Genomic DNA, 18,313 nt, shown 5'->3' with positions numbered 1-18,313 from the left:
ATTTAACAACTAGACATGATGTTAAATCCTTAGTGCACAAAATTACATTTGAGTGATTACGTTCATTTTTCATCCAAGGGGATTGGTATCATGTTTAACAATAAGAATAAGTTGTCGCTGGCTGTGAGTTCAGCATTAATGAGTTCAACTTTATATTTTTCACCATATGCATTTGCGCAAAATGACAGCGCTGTTTCAAATCAAAAAGAAGTCGAGGTGATTCAAGTCCGTGGTATTCGCGGTAGTGTGGTGAAATCTTTAAATACTAAGCGATATGCAGATGCAATCGTTGATGCCGTTACCGCCGAAGACATAGGCAAATTCCCAGATCAGAATGTGGCTGAATCACTTCAACGTATTACAGGTGTCTCATTAACACGTAACTTCGGTGAAGGTGAAAGAGTAAGTATTCGAGGCACCAGTGAAAGCCAAAACCGTACATTGCTAAATGGACAAGCCGTCGGTTCAACGGACTGGTGGACTAACTCAGCTGCAAGTCGAGGCTTTAACTACACTATGCTTCCTTCAGAAATCGTCTCTGGACTTGAGGTGTATAAATCACCAGAAGCCGATATTGATGAGGGTTCAATCGGTGGTACCATCATTGTAAGAACCAGAAAGCCGCTAGATTTGGAAGCGAATAAAATAGCTGGCTCATTGTTAGCCCAGCACAGTGAAATTTCTGGTGAAACTGATCCACAAGCGTCCATCATGTATAACTTCAAAAACGATGATGAAACATTTGGCGCACTAGTCTCGTTAATTAGACAAGAGCGTAACTTGCGTCGTGATGGTATTGAGGCTTGGAGTTGGACAGATAGAAACATCACCATGGCAGATGGTACCGTGCACGAAGATGTATACAGCCCAGGCGGCGGTGGTTCTGCAATGTTCTCCCAAGAACGAGTCAGAACTGGTATCACACTTGCGCTCCAATATCGCCCCAGTGACGCGACAGATATTTCATTTAACCTATTAGATTCAACGCTAGATGCTGATAATGAAAACCAAAACTTTCTCTGGTTACCTGAGCGCGGCAATTCTCAATACACAGATATCACAATCATTGACCACAATAAGGTCGGAAAAATGGTTGTCGGTGGCACTATGGGCTTATCTCCAGACGGTACAAATATCCTAAATGAAACAAAAGTCAGAAACTCAAAGCTTAAAACCAAAGCGTATGACTTAAAAGTTGAGCACGAGGGCGAACTTTGGCAATCCACTTATCAACTAGGATATACAGAGGGCTCTGGTGGTTCACAAGCTGACCGCTCTGTAGGCTGGGTTGGGAACTACGTACATTCATTTGATACGTCACAAACAGAAGATGTCAGAGCGTCTTATGGTGCTGATCCGAAAGATGGCACAAAATGGAACCTCGGCTTTTTGCGTTACGACAACAATGATGCAAAAGATGATGAAAGCTATTTCCAAGCTGATTTTAAACGCCCTATTGATGTTGCTGTATTCAGCGAAATAAAAATGGGCTTAAAATATCGAGATCATAGCCGCTTTAATACCAAAAACACGACAGATGCGCGTACTGATCTCAATTGGAGCTTAGCAGATTACTCACTTGTAATGCCTAGCGATTACCTATCTGGTTTAGGTTCGTCAGGTACATTAAGAGCTTATGCTATTACTGACTCTGATAAAGTGCGACAAGATGGTGATGCCCTTGACTGGAACTATAGAGTGTTAAAAGCCAGTACTTTTGACATCAAAGAAAAGATACTAGCAGGTTATGTTAAAACAACCATAGATGCAGATGGCATGCGTGGTAACTTAGGTGTAAGACTTGTACACACCAAACAAGAGTCTTCTGCATTTGCGGGTGCAACAGGTCTTGAAACGTGGACCACACAAGACAAAGACTACTTTGATGTACTACCAAGCATTAACCTGGCCATTGACTTAAGTGATGACCTACTAATGCGCTTTAGTGCAGCGAGAGTGATGTCTCGTCCAGACTACGCTAGTATGACGGCTTCAACCTCATATAACGTAGAAACTCAGACCGGCACAGGTGGTAATCCAGATATAGATCCATTTCGTGCAACGCAATTCGATACAGGTATTGAGTGGTACTTCAACGAAGCGGGATTGTTCTCGGCGGTATTCTTCTATAAAGATATTCAATCATTCTTAGACAGCACGCCAGCATTAGAGATACATGAAAATACCCCAATCAGGATCAGCCGCCCTTCTAATGGTCGCGCAGGACGAATTCAAGGGTTAGAGTTTGGCTATCAACAAGAGTTGCTTGAAGGGTTCGGTATTTCTGCCAACTACACCTATGTAGACGGTGAAGCCAAAGATAAAGATGGTAACGACGTAACGATTCCGGGTAACTCGGAGCACACGGTCAATTTAAGTGCATATTATGAAAACGACACACTCAGCGGCCGTATTTCATATAACCACCGTTCAGGATATGACTCAGGTAATGATTGGCCTGGTTACATTGACGCCTATGGTCAAATTGATGCAAACCTAACTTATAACATCAATGAAAACTTAGCAGTCGTCTTAGAAGCTATCAATTTAACCGATGAACATACATTTAGTTATCAAGAAGAAGGCGTCGAACAAGCGCTAACAGGTGTCTATGCCGACGGCAGACGCTTTGTAGCCGGTATTCGATTCAATTTTTAATTACAAAGCAGACTTGTGAAATAACCAAGCAATTAGCACAAGTCTGCACCGTGTTCGTTGTAAGCACAGCGGCATATGCAAAGGAAAGCCTCTCCCTGCCCAGGAGATTTAAGCTGAAGCCTACTTATGTAGGCCTTCAGCTTTTCTTTTTAAACACCTTGTACTATGAGATATGGTAATTGTTTTTAAAAGCTGTAGAATCGGTCATTTAGGTACATAAATTAGCATAGTAAATACGTAACATAACGCCTGATGTAGGTTGGGTAATTATCACAAGGTGCCACTTTAATCAGCATGAAGCATGTCAGGCCTATTGAACTAATCATATTAATTTTGGCGCTGTTCTCAACAAGCAGTCGTGCAGACCTTTTCACTGCAACACAGTATTACCAACAACAAAACTACGTCAAAGCCTACGACGAATTCTATCAACTTGCCCAACTCGGTAATGGCGACGCCATTTATAACTTAGCGGTGATGTCACTCCATGGCCAAGGTACAGAAAAAAACCTCTCAATTTCACATGCCTGGTTTTCAATCGCTGCCGAATATGGCATTGCAGAAGCACTCAGAACAGCGCATATTATTTCGTCTCAGTACGCAGACCAGCAGGTACTAGACCAAGCCCTACAACAAAGAAAAAGCCAATTTGGCTATCAATACCTCAGTGACAAGTACCAGCCAGACTTCAGCAAAGCAAAAAAACATCCACAATCATCCGAACGTACTTTTGATAAACAACCGGATTACCCAGAACAAGCAGCAAGGCAAGGGATAGAAGGCTGGGTTTGGCTTGAATTTGATATTGATACAACCGGCGTTGTTAAAAACATCACTGTTATTGATGATTACCCTAAGAATATCTTCACTTCATCTTTAATTAACGCCGTTAAAGTTTGGCGCTATAAGCCCGGCAAAGCCAAAAAGAATCACTCGCTTATTTACCATTTCACAACGTATAAAGGTAAAGAATACAAGCGTACTTTGGCTTTTCAGCAGCAAGATTATAAAGCTCAGATCAGGCGTCATATTGATGCAGCTGAGCAAGGTAACGCGCTTGTACAATATTACATCGCCAACTGGTTAAGCTCTAACGAATACAACGCCAGTCGACTACTAAAATACCACTGGCGAGATGACAATGACTACTTAACCATATTACTTGCAGCTGCGAAAAATAACCTGCCTGTTGCACAGTACAAGCTCGCCGTTGAGCTACTCACCAACACTCATGACAAAAAACAGTTTGATGTGGCATTAAACTGGCTAAAACGCAGTGCCCTTCATTTTTCGCCAGCCCAGTACAAATTAGCCACTTTATACGGTGATAAACATAGTCAACTCTTTGCACCCTATGAAGCAACAAAATGGTTTAAGCGTTCTGCACCTAACGATAAGAGAGCTGCAAAAGCGCTGAGTTTGCATTTATTCAAACACCCAAGTGATGAAGAAAATCTATCACAGTGGCTCACGGTGGCGCTTGAGCAGGATGAAAATGATCCTGAGTTACTGTTATTACAAGCAAAACTAACGCACAGCACGAATAAATCGAAGTCTATCAAAATAGCTCAGAACGCGCTTAAACAAGCAAAAAAAAGGCAATGGGACACAAGCCAGATTGAACAGTTTATTAGTAAACTATAAGTTGTAGTTTCTAATATCTGAACCAGCAATTTAACGAATAGGCTTGGGCTTTATCTGACTATTTGCTTTGAGCGAGTAACGGACGTGGGTGTTCTTATTTTGCAGATTAGAACTATAAAATAGTCTCCATATTTAGCAAATGTTCAAGTCGCACACTTTTATCTTTCTAGAAAATCCACAACACGCATTTTTAATGCTACTGGCAATAAGTTATTAACTCTGTTAAAAATTAACCTCTCAGTAAACTGTGTGATTTGCGCACTATTAAATTGTTATACCAATCAGGAGGGTAGATGAATACCAGTGTTTTCTTAAGTCATAATCATAAAGATAAAAAGTTTGTCAGACGGCTTGCGCGAGATATCGAATGTCATGGTATTAGAGTTTGGCTCGATGAAGCAGAAATGAATATAGGTGATTCATTAGTTCAAAAGATTAGAGAAGGGATCGATAACGTAGATTACTTTGCTGTGGTTTTATCTAACAACTCTATTAATGCTCCCTGGGTCAAAAATGAACTTGATGTCGCCATAAATTATCAAATAGCAGGGAGATTAAAGGTTCTGCCAATTATCTTAGAAAATGTTGAGTTACCAAGCTTCTTGATAGGGAAACTATACAGTAATTTTTCGGACCCTTCTGAATATACAAATGAGTTGGAGAAGGTCATCAAAAGTATGGGAGTTGCATTCAATAAGAATGTAGTAACCCCTCAGACATCTTCAAATTTAGGTAGCTCTCTCGATTCAGCTATAATGCTTGGCCTACCAATTATGTCTGCTCCGTTTCATAGACCATACCAATACCTTGGCATGCAGGTGGATGAAGTTGAAAAACTCGTAGATGTTAAAGCTAATGAAGCAAGAAATATCATAGTTGAAAATGACTTATGCAAAATGGTTCTGTGGGGGGAAGGTAATTTTATCAGTTTTGTTGAGATTGAATTATTACAAACAGCTCCACACTCTCAAGAACAAGAGTTTGACAGTGAAGCATTATTAGGTGCACTGAGTATTGGGGTGCATGAATTGGATCTCGCTAGAAAAAAAACACACTTCCACACATATTATGACCATAAAAAGAAGATGAAAGTAACTGCAAGTTGTTTATTTGATGGTGCTCCGTTATCTGTTAGTTTTGGTACCAAGTACTACAACATGTAAATTGGTACAACAAACGCTAGAGTAAGGAACACAAAACAACGAGCTTGCGTTACTTAATCAATGGGATCAGAGTCATTCATTTGAAGCTTCCTTTCAAACGTCCAAGTTTGGCAATTTAGAGAAAGTAAAAAGACATATTAGAGACATCGTCGCTACTAAGGACGAATAAAAAGAGCTCACAATACCAATTGAGTAGCGATAAACATTATATAAAATAGTTTCTATCGCTCTTTGCTTTACTATGTGAGTGAGTTTTTAAAAAAATACATCTGAAAATAGGTGGTAAGTGTTTTACGCTGTAATATTGAATTCACAGCAAACACTCACATAATTTATTGGAAATTCGTCCACGTTTTATTTTAAGGAGAAATAATGGCGGGCTTGGTTTTAGAGTTACAACGCGACGCTTTGGATAACGAGGCAAGTATAGCCAACCTATTACGAAAAGCTATGGTCGTTTCAAAAAAGCTTGGCATTGAGGATATAGAACTGTGGTTAGAAAGAGAGCTTCATGGTTATTACAAAGCTGAAGTCGTCGAAATACCAGACTATAGGAAAGTAACAGGGCAAATAAAGGCTCTTGATGAATACCATGTTTGGCAACCAGTTCACATAGAAAATAAAGATTTAGCAGAACAGCTCTGTTGTAGATTAATGAGTGAGCCCATTAGTGAGCTGTCAGAGTTAGTGAGAAATGATAGCACTTACGCAGTTGAGCAAAAATTTCCACCAAATTTAAAAATTAAAATCATGAGTATGATGAATTACCAAACTGAACCTGTATTTCAATTTAGTTCGGTCCAAATCCACAGAATGTTGGATACAGTAAAAACTCACGTCTTAAGCTGGGCTCTGGAGTTGGAAGAACAAGGTATAACAGGTGAAGGGATGAGCTTTTCACGAGAAGAGAAACAAGTAGCTAGCCGAGTGGTTTATCAAATTACAAATAATATTCAAAACATGCATAACTCTCAGCTACAACAAGACTCTGCTGGGGCTTCTCAAAACCTGACAGTTACATATGAGAATAAAGACTTGATAAAACTATTGGAAGAACTAAAGTCTAGTTTCGAGCAACTAGAGTTGAGTGCAGCAGCCAAAAACGAATTATCAGCGGAAGTAGCTACCATAGAAATGCAATTAGCTTCACCTAATCCTAAATCAATAATTATAAATGAGTCGTTGAAATCTAGTAGGGCCATTTTAGAAGGTATAACGGGAAGTGTTTTGGCTACAGGTTTGTTGCAACAGATTTGCACCTTTATTTCATAGAAGTTAATGCAGTGATTACCTAAGTGGAATAGGAAAGAATTCACAATATTCAGTATTGAATTGTTACCTTCAACAAGCTTGTAACTAGCACAAAATATAATAAATGTTTTGTTTAGATCAGAAAAACTTAATGGTGGTTGTTGGGACCAGAGACTTAAATTTTAACTTTTTGAACCAAAGACGGTTTTTGGGCCCCTGGCGAATGTCCGATTTAAATATGCCCTATTAATAGTAGCTAGTAGATACCACCAACACATACCTACATAAGCAAATCTACTTACTATGTCCCATGTTTGTGCGGAGTCACCTCTGCACAAACACACTCTTAAACAGCTGTTCTAATCAAGCCTTCTTAACCAATCGGCAAGAGCAAGGCCAATACTCTTGGGCTGATCTTCTTGAATATAGTGCAAACCAATTCCTACATAAGCGGTTTCAATATTTTCAATTCGCTCGACATACCAAGGGATCAATGCGTTAGGTGTAATAGAACCAGGAGACGCATAAAGTAATAAAACTGGCATATCCGTTTTTGACATAAATCGTTCTATCCCTTTCATGACTCTGTGAGTATGACGTGGCGAACCTGCTATAGGTATTTGTCTAGGCCATGCAAGTAAAGGTTTTCTGGCCAATTTATCAACATATGGGGCGCGATACTCTGACATTGCATCTTCACCCAGTGTTCTATTTACTAAAGACGGCAGCATTTGCTCAATTAGGATATTTTGTTCAACAACCAATTGATGACCTACTACAGGATCATTAATCGCTTCAAAAAAAGGCCCCATATTTGGCCCTAACGCGTCAAAACTTTCAGCAGGCATGAGCGGTGGCAAGGCCCCTTCCATAAATGCCAATGCAGTCACCCGTTCTGGATTTTTACGAGCATAATGCCAAGCAATTGCCGCGCCCCAGTCATGTCCAACTAAAATAATGTCATCAAGTTCTAACTCATCAATAAAGCGACTAAAGTAACGAAATTGCTGTTTAAAATTATACTCTATGTCTGGTTTACCTGAATGCCCCATACCAATTAGATCTACTGCAACCGCTCGGTGAGACTTTGCAACATAGGGCATCACATTACGCCACAAGTATGACGAAGTCGGATTGCCATGCACAAAAACCACAGCTTTACCTTCACCTAGCTCTAAATAAGACATAAAAGAGCGCTTTACATCTACAATTTTGCGATCAATCTGCAATGTTTCATCAATGACAGGGCTAGGTAACTTATAACTAGCTTCATATGCTTGAAGTACATTTGTACAACTTAAATACATTAATAACACGACAAAAAACCACTTTACCATCTTATATCTCCTTTAACTTTTGTTATTGGTTTTACTAAAAAAATACTGTACACCAATGTACAATATATGAGTTGGTTTTTATTTGTCCACTGGTGTACAATAAATTTCAAGTTGTAATAGGAGGGATTGTGGGCAGAAATAAGGCATTTAACCGTGACCAAGCAGTTGATTCGGTCATGCATTTAATCTGGAGTCAGGGATATCAAAACTGCTCTGTAAAAGCAGTATCAGAAATGTTAGGTATTACTCGCTCTAGCTTTTATCATTCTTTCGGGTCTATGGAATCCCTCTTTATAGAAGTGCTCAAACGCTACTATATCCACTCTCCTTTTTGCGCATTTGACCAAATTAATGAACAAAGTGATATCTTGAAAGAAATTTGTACTGTCTTTCAAAATATCTGCGTTGCTAGAGTGACGGACAAAGAAGCAAAAGGTTGCTTGATGATCAACAGTATTATTGAGCTCGTTGGCAGCAATGACATACTTTCCCCTCCTCTATCAAGTAGCGTAGATGCTGTTCTAACACGGTTCAAACGTCTGCTAAATGCGGCAAAAATGCAGGGAAAGTTCAATGATAATGACATAGATCAAAAGGCACTTGCGCTTCTAAATTTGCTTATTGGGATCAACGTATCTGGCAAGTTTATAAAAGACTATGAGCAGCTTTGGTCCTCTACTCAACTCTCGCTGCATAGCCTTGGGGTATATGATACCGATTACAATATGGCTTAGTTAACGTATTTGGGCAGGCGTATATGTCACTGCGATAGTGCAAGATTGACACAAAGCACTCTGCCCTACGACTTGTTGTTCACCCTGTGTTTGCAAGCTAAAATCTGCAAAAGCAGTTTTCCAATGCTTCACATCTAACGTATAACGATTACGCAAAGACGCTTCGATCTCAGGTTGTTTTGAACCAGATGACTCCCGCGACGAAAAATGTATCTGGCCTAAATAGGTAGACGCGCCTGATGTGCTCTTAAAGCGATGTCCAGTGTCGCCCATTTTTTTAACAGATATGAACTGCTGACTTACCTGCCACCCTGTGAACGTATAGCTTCCCTCTGGTAGCTCAATGGCGAAAAGGCCCAAGTTATTAATACTCGCGCTCAAAGATATAAAATGCTTTTTCCCGGTTTTAACATTCTTAAAATGGACTTGATAATCAGCGTAATTTCCTTCATACGCCATACTTCCCCATACAATGCCATTCTCGCTCGAGATCTGATTGCTCGGCTCTATACTGGGCGAAGCGCAGCCGCTCAGTAGCAGTATACTTATTAACGCGATTACACATTTTATTCCTTTCATAAGTTCACCATTGCATTAGAAGCGTATTCTCACACTGCACTTTTAGTTAGCTAATTGCAACAAATAATATCTAATCAGTTAAAAATTCATGAAGGACAATATCCATTTCCAAATTCTCTATTCGATTTATTATAATATACTCACCATCACTCGTTGCACTCAAACCCAACTCGACATTGACATCATATAAATAAAGTCCAATATCAGAAACAAACTCGTTCGATTGCTCTTTTATATTGTAATTAAACAGTGATAATTGATGCCCTTGCCTCACCACATAATAAATACCATCCTTGTATATTGCAGGGCGATATAAATCCAAAGAATAAGAAAGATGGTGAAGCGGCACTTCACCCTGTAGTACTTCGTATAAGTACATACCAATATCATCTATATATGAGTCAAAGCTTTCATTTTTATTAATTAGAGGTGTATAAGGTTGTTCTAACTCAGGGAGCAGCGTATTACTTGCGCTAGCGATATCATGTTTCCAAAACTGTGAACGTTTCTCTTCAATGGTTTTAAAATATAATGACTTCCCATCATTTGACCAATATATATTCTGCAGAGTTTGATTTTCTTTAATCACCGAACGAGGGATCTTTGAAAAGGTATTGATTATAAATAGTGTATTTGACTCGCTTAGCATAGCTAAGTATTCTCCGTTAGGAGAAAAAATCAGCAACTTAGGCTTATCCTTTTTCAGTAAGCTCGTTAAAAGACTCGGACTCGATTTAAAACGGTGTTTTAGCCATACTTCGACATGTGTTATTTGAGGATCTACATGAGATGTCGTTGATACATATGCTACCTGCATACCATCACCGGAAATAGTAGCCTGTGTATCAATTCTTGAGTTTGAAGAAACCGCCGTAAACGTATTAGATGCGATAGAAAACTCATACAGATTAACTTCAGCACTGCCTTCTGTATGGGCTATCAAGCCAGTTTGACCGTTAATCGCAATTTCAGATATTTCGCCATAAGGCTTATACAAGGTGCTGGTCTCCTGACCCGGTGAATGTAACTTTAATTCACTGCCTGCACTCAACCAACTTCCGTCGACTATACCAAAGTAAGGCTCATCCTCTACCTCAACTTGCCCAGTATTCGTAATCTCACCATCTTTGCCAATGATCCCTTGTTGCCATTGCATATCTTGCTTGTAGATAATTCGTTTGCCACGTATACGATAATCCTCAGCTTGAACAATAGTCTCTTTTTCTGATAACGAGAAATTATTAATATCCTCCATATTGATATTATATTTCACTATTTCCTTTTTCCCTTGGGTCACTTCATTCACAAAAAGTTGGCCAGCTTTATTTAAAATAATTTTTTGAGGAACCTGTGCGCCATCACATTCTAATAATGAAATATCCCGATTTAACCGCCACAACTCGATAGCATTATGAACCGACAAGCCTCTTATTTCACAACTAAAGGGGCTATATCGATAATATAATAGCCACTCCCCATCTTCAGACCAACTCGGTGCTTGCTCACTATATCCTGATGACTTAATTGTATGAGAAGAGTTTGTTTGAAGGTCGTGTACAACTAAATCATATTGACTTTGACCTGTTACAATTTGACTGTAAGCCAAAAAACGGCCATTAGGAGAGAAACTTAAATAAGCTTCAGCTCCAGGAGAGGAAGTGATTCTAGAGATATATTTAATTTCTGGCGTTGATTTAAAGCTATTAAAATCAAATAAGGCGAGAAAGGTAATTATAAAGCCAATGAATGTCCCTAAAATAAGCCAGTTAATTGGTATATTCTTTTGCGGTGAATATGCTCTCTCAGTGAGAGTTGGTGCATTCGCAACAATAGCAATACACTGATAACCAAGCCGAGGCACCGTTTTTATAAAGCTTGGTTCTTTTGACGTATCGTTGAGCGTTTTCCTAATTTGTGCCACGAGTTGGCTGACAGAGTTATCACTGACCACGAGATTGGGCCATAATTGATTGATTATCTCATCTCTGCTGACAGGCTCTGGAGATTTATCAATTAATAGCCTAATCAATGCAAGTTGTTTGTGTTCAAGTGGCCGCCATATTCCGTCAACTTTGACACTCATTTTTTGGGTATCTATCAAAACATCATTTAACAGAAAGCGTTCAAACTGCATTTACTGATCCAAATCCAAAAATCGAGCCTAAGCAACATGGCCCTGCACATAACGACTATTCCATTATGATCATACTATGTTATGATGGGGACAAATTTTTTACCTAAACGCAACTTTACAGCACTTTCTGTTGCACTTAAATAGAAATATAAAAGCAAAGTTTCCCGTACGTTAATTAAGAATAGGAGTAGGAAACAATGGTCATGAAACGTATTTGTCATTTGTTTCTTCCGCTTTTGCTTTTATGTATACCCCTTTCTTACAGCAAAGCTGGTCAAGAAGCCCAAAATGAACCACTCAATCAAACATCTTCAAAAGCATTGGAAGACGACCTCTCTCGGATAGAAATTCGCGCCTTTCATGACAGCGTTGTCAAGTCACTGAATATAAAACGCTTTAGTGACCAAGTTTCAGATAGCATCAGTGCTCAAGAGATTGGTAAGTTCCCAGACAAAAACGTCGCAGAGGCCTTGCAAAGGATCACCGGTATTTCACTCTCAAGAGTACAAGGAGAAGGGGAACGGATCGGTGTCAGAGGCACAACGCCAGAACAAAACCGCACCTACCTCAATGGTCAATATTTGGCTTCGGCTGATTGGTGGATCTCTTCGTTACCAAGTCGCGGATTCAATTTCACGCTATTACCAGCAGACATCGTCTCGAGTTTAGAGGTTTATAAAACCCCTAAAGCCAATCAAGATGAAGGCTCTCTCGGTGGCGCTATCAATATTAAAACGTTAGACCCCTTCTTTTCAGACCCCGGCGTTTTAGCAATTACGTCCCAAATGCAATACAACGACCTCTCACAAAAATATGATCCTCAACTGTCCGCTGTTTATAGTTGGATTAATGAGCAACGTGATTTTGCGTTACTCTTTACCGTAAATCATCACAGCAGAAGCTTGCGCAGAGACGGACTTGAATCTTGGGGTTGGCATGAACGAAATTACAATCTTGATGACGCTGGCCAGTTAATATCAAATACTCAAGTGAATCAACCGAGTGACTTTCAAAATATATGGTCACCAGGTGGCGGAGGCTCGGCAGTTTTCCAACAAGATAGAGCACTCAGTAGTTTTACCACCAGTGCAACCTATCACATTGATGAGCAGTGGACTTTGAGAAGCCACCTTCTGCACTCTCAACTCAATGCCGATAATTCAAACCAGAACTTTTTATGGCAGCCGGGGAAGGCATTAGATGCAGGTAGCTCAATAAGTAATTTTCAAATCATGGATAACACACTTACTTATGCCTCGCTTACCCCAGCGCAAAGTCAACCATTCAGTACCAGCATGGAAGCAATTTGGCGAAAAGCGCAAATACAAACCCAGAGTATCCACCTCGATTTACTCTATACCGGCCCGTGGTGGCAGGCTCAATATCAAGTGGGATATACACATGGTAGTGGGGGTACAAGTGAGGATAACACAGCGCAATTTGCCGCTAATACTCATTACAGCTTTGATACCAGAGAATATAAAAATATTAAAACTCAGTATGATATTTCACCGCTAGATCCACAAAAGTGGTTTATCAGTGAAGCGCGCAGTGATAGTCAAGACGGTAACGATACCGGCTACTTTTTACAAAAAGACTTTTCTAGAGATCTCTCATTCCAACACCTTCATACCTTAAAATTTGGCGGAAAATACAAACGCCATAAGCGTGATTTTATTCGCATGCGCTCACAAAATGGTGGCATTCATGGCTTAGCAGGCCAACTCAATACCACATTAGCCGATTACCCAAATGAGTTCATTAATGGTTATTTAGAAGGCATAGGAAATAGTGATACACTGAAAGCATATAGCTTTGCTGATATCAACGCATTGTCACGTGACTTCTCAACTTTAGACTTTGTTCAAACTGAAGAAAAAACCAGTCGTTTCACAATCGAAGAAGAAACCCTTGCAGGTTATGCCATGGTTGAGTTTGCTGGCGAAAGCTACAAGGCAAATTTGGGGTTAAGAGTTGTCTCTACGTGGCAAAAAGCAGGGGCGTATGAGCGCACTGCGTCTTCACCATCGGACACCTATAACTGGCAATCTACATCCAAACATTACACCGATATATTACCCAGCCTCAATATTCAATTTGATTTAACCGAACATCTTATTTCAAGGTTTGCAGTTGCACGTGTCATGTCTAGGGCGCAATTTCATCACTTGATGCCCTCCACTAACTACAATGTAACTCAAGCGCAGGGCCAAGGTGGTAATCCAGAGCTCAATCCTTACAGGGCAACTCAATTTGATTTTGGTTTAGAATGGTATTTTACTGACTCAGCATTAGCATCAATTGCGATATTCAATAAAGATGTAGAATCTTTTATTGAGTTCAATCGAGCTCTTGAATTACATGAAGGGATTTTAATGTCCATTGATAGACCGATAAATGGTGCAGGAGGTGTGATCAGAGGGGTTGAACTCAGTTATCAGCAAGCAATCGCATATGGTTTTGGCGTCATTGCTAATTACACTTTTGTTGACGGAGACCGTAATACCCAATTAAGCGGCAATTATGACTGGGTGCCTGGGACTTCTAAACACAGTACAAACCTCACAGCCTATTATGAAAATAGCTTAGTCAGCCTTCGCCTTGCCTATAACTACAGAACACAATTTGCCACAGGTATTGGCGAAACAAAAATGGATGATTATGGACAGCTTGACGGCAGTGTCACAGTCTCAATAAACGATGACTTAGATCTTATTTTTGAATTCTTAAACCTAAACAATGAGATCATATATACATTCGATCGCAATGAATACGCCCCAACGGCTATTTACCAGAATGGTCGCCGCTTCTATTTAGGGGCAAGATACCGCTTTTCAGCTAACTAAATAAAGGACAGTTGAAGCGTCTCTATATCGAATGCGGCTTGACGAATTTAAACAAACTCCCCTTTATTCATAGCTGCCAAACCATAGAGGCTTCTCTTTTACCCTGGAAAATAACCACATAAAATACCCTAAAGTTTGAAATTTCACCTCAAATTAATTCAGGAACCTTTAAAATCACAATATATTTATCTATTCAAATATTGTAATTTTTTATTCAAACCTTGTAGTCTACCGCATGCATGTGACAGTTAGTCGCAAACACTGGTTTTCTTTATAACCAGTCGTAAAATAGCCGGATTTTTCAGCTCGACGTTTCACGTCTCTCACAATTCTCTTTTTCAAGGCTAGTAGAATGAAATTGATTAAATCTGCAATTGCACTGGCAGTTGGCTTGGTAAGTACAAGCTCTATTGCAAGCACACAATCAAATGTAATCACCTTAGAAGACATCCCTAAAATTCAAAAAGTCGTCAGCGCGCAAGTCAGCCCTGACGGTGAGTCTGTTGCTTTTACGCGCTCTGTTCCAAGAGAATTATATATAGATGCAAACGGCAAAAACTTTACTGAACTCCACTTAGTAGATGACGAAGGTATTGAGCGCCCATTTATTACCGGTCAGGTCAACATTCATAGCATCGCTTGGGCTGATGATGGTCAATTTATTTATTTCTTAACTAAGAAAAAGACTGACAAGTTCACATCGCTTTACCGTATTGCCGTAAACGGTGGTGAAGCACAAAAAGTATTTTCTTTAAAAGATACTGCTATTTCTAAGTACCGACTCAGCCCTGACGGCAAGCAGGTTGCTATTTTGGCCATGTCCCCCAAAGACCGCTCTGAAAAAGAGCTCAAAAAGCTGGGCTTCATGGCTGAGGTATACGAATTAGGCCTCAAAAACAAACAGCTACATATCGTTGACCTCCAACAAAGTGAAAAAGCACTTACGCCTAAAGTAATTGCTGTACAAGGTTACGTTAGTGACATTAATTGGGCTGATGATGCAAGTAAACTACTTGTCAAAACTCAGCCTACCGCTTTGATAGACGACCAATATATGAAGTCGCAATGGCATGTTATGAATGCCAAAACCCAGCAAATCATCACCTCTTTTAAAACTGAAGGTAAGCTTGGTGAAGCTGAGTTTTCTCACGACGGTAAATACATTGCAATATTAGGTGCCGAAGACAAGCACGATCCAGCCAAAGGCAGACTTTTCTTAGCCAATGCCGAAACTGGAAAAATCGAAGAATGGATCCCAAACTTTATGGGGCATATCGGTGACTTTGAATGGTCTAACCGTAAGAACACACTTAACTTCGTAGGCCATGTTGGTGCAGAAAGCTTTGTTGGACAAATTAAAGTTGGCTCAAACAAATACAAAAAAGTAGTAAAAGATGGCAAGCTTATCGCGGGTAAACTATCAATCTCAGACTCAGATAAAACCATAGCGCTCACTGCAAATACATCAAAACACCCTAATGAAGTGTATATGTTACGTTCAAAACGCACGACCCGCTTGTCAAACTCAAACGATTGGCTTGATAACAAACGCTTCGCAAAGCAAGAAGCACTGACATTTAAAGCCAGAGATGGCGTTGAGATCGGTGGTGTGCTTATTTACCCACTAGATTACCAAGCAGGTAAACGTTATCCACTGATCATGTCTGTTCATGGTGGTCCTGAATCTCATGATAAAAATGGCTGGCTAACAAGCTACTCAGATCCAGGTCAAATGGGTGCAGCACGTGGCTATGCGATATTCTACCCTAACTACCGTGGCTCAACCGGTAAAGGCGTAGATTACTCAAAATTAGGCCAAGGTGATTATGCGGGCAAGGAGTTCGATGATTTAGTCGACATGAAAAAATACCTCGTTGACCTTGGACTTGTAGATACTAAGAAAGTGGGCATTACCGGTGGCTCATATGGTGGCTATGCATCTGCTTGGGGCGCAACAAAACTAACAGAGCACTTCGCAGCAAGTGTTATGTTTGTTGGTGTTACCAACCAACTGTCAAAGTTTGGTACGACTGACATTTCAAATGAGATGTTTTTAGTGCACGCACGTTCTTACCCTTGGCAAAAATGGCAATGGTACCTTGAGCGCAGCCCTATTTACTGGGCAGGTCAATCAAAAACACCACTGTTGATTATGCATGGTAAAGATGACCCACGTGTTCATCCTGCACAGTCAATGGAATTGTACAGATATATGAAAGTACAAGGTAAAGACGTGCGTTTAATTTACTACCCAGGTGAGGGACACGGCAACCGTAAAGTTGCTGCGCAGTACGATTACAGCATTCGTCTTATGCGCTGGATGGATAACTACCTTATCCATGGCAACAAAGACATGCCTGACTACAAAATAGATCATGCTGCAAGGTTAAAAGCAGCGAAAGAAGCAAATAAATAAGCGATTTCCATGTCAAAAGAGTAAAACGAAGGAATTTTGTTTTACTCTTTTATTTTGATGACTCAAAAATAGGCTTACCAAAAATTCATTACTCCTTTGAATTTTCTATGACCCCTTCCATGCGCTTCAAAGCACGAGATAATTGACAACCCGCAAAAAAGAACAACAAACAAGGCAAGCTTATTTTTGAGCTGTACCTATACTATATCTAACCAGCGCAATTTAAAATCAAAATGTTTTCATAATATATACAAATTTAATACGATTAGATTTGTGGGTCGAAGAATACTTCTATCGGTTCAACTCTTCCTTTTAAATTAACCTCTGCCGCTTTTTGTAGATCTTGTTGCTTTGATTGCTCAACACTGACCTTACTAATCAATAGTGTTTTATTTAATTCTTTTGTTTTACTTTCGATTCTGGCTGCGACATTAACCGTGTCACCTATCACAGTATAATCCATACAACTGACGCTCCCAACATTACCAGCTATTGCGTCACCACTGTGTACCCCTATACCAATTTCTATACTCGGCAACCCTTCTTCGATAAACTCCTTATTCAATTCTTTCAGTGCTTCTAACATTTCTTTCGCCGCACTAATTGCATTGCTGGCACTATTCCCTTCACCTTGAGGTGTACCAAATACGGCCATAATCGCGTCTCCGATAAACTTATCAATCATGCCGTCATATTTGAAAACAATCGTACTCATAGTCGAAAAATATCTGTTCAGTAAGCCAGTGATGACCTCTGGTTCGTACGCTTCGCACATGCTTGTAAAGCGTCGAATATCAGCCATCAATACCGTTACATTTCGCCGCTCTCCGCCTGGCTCAATATCAACTTTGCCGGTTTCCACTGCACTTACCAACTTTTTTGGCAAGTATCGAAGCAGCCTTTCCCTGTGTCTAAGTCGGGTGTAAGTATTTGTTATATAACTAGAAATTGACCATGCCAGTAAACCCGAAAATAAAATGATTATCTGCTCATGCATCTCAATCGCTCTGGCTGTGTCACTGTGCTCTAGGATCACAGTGCCAGTTGCCAAGCAACATAAGGTGGAATAGTAAATAATTAACTTACCTTGGCGAAATGCACTCATCACATTGAACAGGATAAGTGCGCTTATCAGCATCAATTCAAATTCAGTATTATGCATATCATGTAAAAAGTGACCAATCTCCGAAAGAAACTCCATCTCAAGGGTAATCAGCAAAATAATAAGATAATCAAATAGGATAGAAACGTACTTTAACCATGGTTTATAGCCTTTACTTTTTGCCCACCGCGCGACACAGAAACACCAAACCGCAGTCAGTGCCATAGTGCCCAGATCCACGACTATTAACGTCCAATCTATGCCTCTATTTAGTAAACCTATCAAAAGCTCTAATAAAAAGAGTGACATTAATCCAACTAATCGGATCTGATTAATATGGTACTCCATTTCCATTTCTCTTTGCTGATAGCAATCAGTCAGTAGTACATCAAAAGACTCATCAATATCCTTTAACCATTTCATAAATATCTGCCATCACCTAGTTATCA

The 18,313-nt window shown here is 39.9% G+C and carries 11 protein-coding genes; 7 read left to right on the top strand and 4 right to left on the bottom strand.

Translation table 11 applies throughout. The features are described from left to right. The first annotated feature begins 90 nt into the window (after window positions 1-90). The 4 genes from S4054249_RS20945 to S4054249_RS20930 all read left to right on the top strand — a co-directional run bounded on the left by S4054249_RS20945 (window position 91) and on the right by S4054249_RS20930 (window position 6,737). Window positions 91-2,658 carry a TonB-dependent receptor gene (locus S4054249_RS20945; RefSeq protein WP_046355223.1) on the top strand — a complete coding sequence of 856 codons (2,568 nt, stop codon included), beginning with the start codon at window positions 91-93 and terminating at the stop codon, window positions 2,656-2,658. Window positions 2,659-2,952: 294 nt separating this feature from the next. Beyond that, window positions 2,953-4,302, top strand: a complete 1,350-nt coding sequence (locus tag S4054249_RS20940) for a TonB family protein (RefSeq protein ID WP_046355222.1) — start codon at window positions 2,953-2,955, stop codon at window positions 4,300-4,302. A gap of 293 nt (window positions 4,303-4,595) precedes the next feature. Continuing rightward, window positions 4,596-5,465, top strand: a complete 870-nt coding sequence (locus tag S4054249_RS20935) for a toll/interleukin-1 receptor domain-containing protein (RefSeq protein WP_046355221.1) — start codon at window positions 4,596-4,598, stop codon at window positions 5,463-5,465. 372 nt (window positions 5,466-5,837) lie between these two features. Further along, window positions 5,838-6,737: a hypothetical protein gene (locus S4054249_RS20930; RefSeq protein WP_046355220.1), complete on the top strand. Its 900-nt coding sequence runs from the start codon at window positions 5,838-5,840 to the stop codon at window positions 6,735-6,737. A 338-nt stretch (window positions 6,738-7,075) separates the two neighbouring features. Here S4054249_RS20930 and S4054249_RS20925 read toward each other — a convergent pair whose 3' ends face one another. Next, on the bottom strand, window positions 7,076-8,053 hold the full coding sequence (locus S4054249_RS20925) for a haloalkane dehalogenase (protein ID WP_052960908.1): 978 nt from the start codon (window positions 8,051-8,053) through the stop codon (window positions 7,076-7,078). 128 nt (window positions 8,054-8,181) lie between these two features. Between S4054249_RS20925 and S4054249_RS20920 the strand changes: the two genes are divergently transcribed. Further along, on the top strand, window positions 8,182-8,787 hold the full coding sequence (locus tag S4054249_RS20920) for a TetR/AcrR family transcriptional regulator (protein WP_052960907.1): 606 nt from the start codon (window positions 8,182-8,184) through the stop codon (window positions 8,785-8,787). Here the strand turns inward: S4054249_RS20920 and S4054249_RS20915 are convergent, their stop codons facing one another. Continuing rightward, on the bottom strand, window positions 8,788-9,366 hold the full coding sequence (locus tag S4054249_RS20915) for a hypothetical protein (RefSeq protein ID WP_145925109.1): 579 nt from the start codon (window positions 9,364-9,366) through the stop codon (window positions 8,788-8,790). Between the two features lie 70 nt (window positions 9,367-9,436). Continuing rightward, window positions 9,437-11,500: a winged helix-turn-helix domain-containing protein gene (locus tag S4054249_RS20910; protein ID WP_046355218.1), complete on the bottom strand. Its 2,064-nt coding sequence runs from the start codon at window positions 11,498-11,500 to the stop codon at window positions 9,437-9,439. A 203-nt stretch (window positions 11,501-11,703) separates the two neighbouring features. Here S4054249_RS20910 and S4054249_RS20905 point away from each other — a divergent pair, with 203 nt between their 5' ends. Together S4054249_RS20905 and S4054249_RS20900 are read left to right on the top strand one after the other, a co-directional pair. Next, window positions 11,704-14,346, top strand: a complete 2,643-nt coding sequence (locus S4054249_RS20905; RefSeq protein ID WP_080928305.1) for a TonB-dependent receptor — start codon at window positions 11,704-11,706, stop codon at window positions 14,344-14,346. Between the two features lie 352 nt (window positions 14,347-14,698). Next, window positions 14,699-16,762, top strand: a complete 2,064-nt coding sequence (locus S4054249_RS20900) for a S9 family peptidase (protein ID WP_080928302.1) — start codon at window positions 14,699-14,701, stop codon at window positions 16,760-16,762. Between the two features lie 265 nt (window positions 16,763-17,027). On the opposite strand, the gene S4054249_RS20895 is transcribed toward S4054249_RS20900, so the two are convergent. Continuing rightward, window positions 17,028-18,287 (bottom strand): adenylate/guanylate cyclase domain-containing protein, encoded by a 1,260-nt coding sequence (locus tag S4054249_RS20895; RefSeq protein WP_052960905.1) that lies wholly within the window; start codon window positions 18,285-18,287, stop codon window positions 17,028-17,030. Window positions 18,288-18,313: the final 26 nt, after the last annotated feature.

Origin of the sequence: Pseudoalteromonas luteoviolacea (assembly GCF_001750165.1) — a bacterium.
Lineage (GTDB): Bacteria > Pseudomonadota > Gammaproteobacteria > Enterobacterales > Alteromonadaceae > Pseudoalteromonas > Pseudoalteromonas luteoviolacea_G.
This window is presented reverse-complemented; position numbering and strand designations above follow the sequence as displayed.